Annotated in this window: 1 protein-coding gene; it reads left to right on the top strand. The window is 64.0% G+C overall.

Going from position 1 to position 278, the window contains the following annotated elements:
• On the top strand, positions 1–278 hold a 278-nt coding region (locus RAD10_RS41725), incomplete at both ends, for an ATPase domain-containing protein (protein WP_461622010.1).

Consider the following 278-nt stretch of genomic DNA (forward strand, 5'->3'; position numbering starts at 1 on the left):
TGACCTATGCGATAGCGGCCGCCGAACGCGGCGAGCACGCCGTGTTCTTTGCCTTCGATGAAGGCCGCGGCACCGTGGAAGCCCGCGCCCGGACGCTCGGTCTCCCGCTCGAAAAGCACCAGGAATCGGGGCTTATTCGATTTCAACAGATTGATCCGGCCGAGTTGTCGCCCGGCGAGTTCGCAGCAGCCCTGCGCAGGAGCGTTGAAGTCGACAACGCCCGCCTCGTTGTCATCGACAGCCTGAACGGTTACCTGAACGCGATGCCGGACGAGCGG

The organism is Bradyrhizobium sp. 23AC, assembly GCF_054863025.1.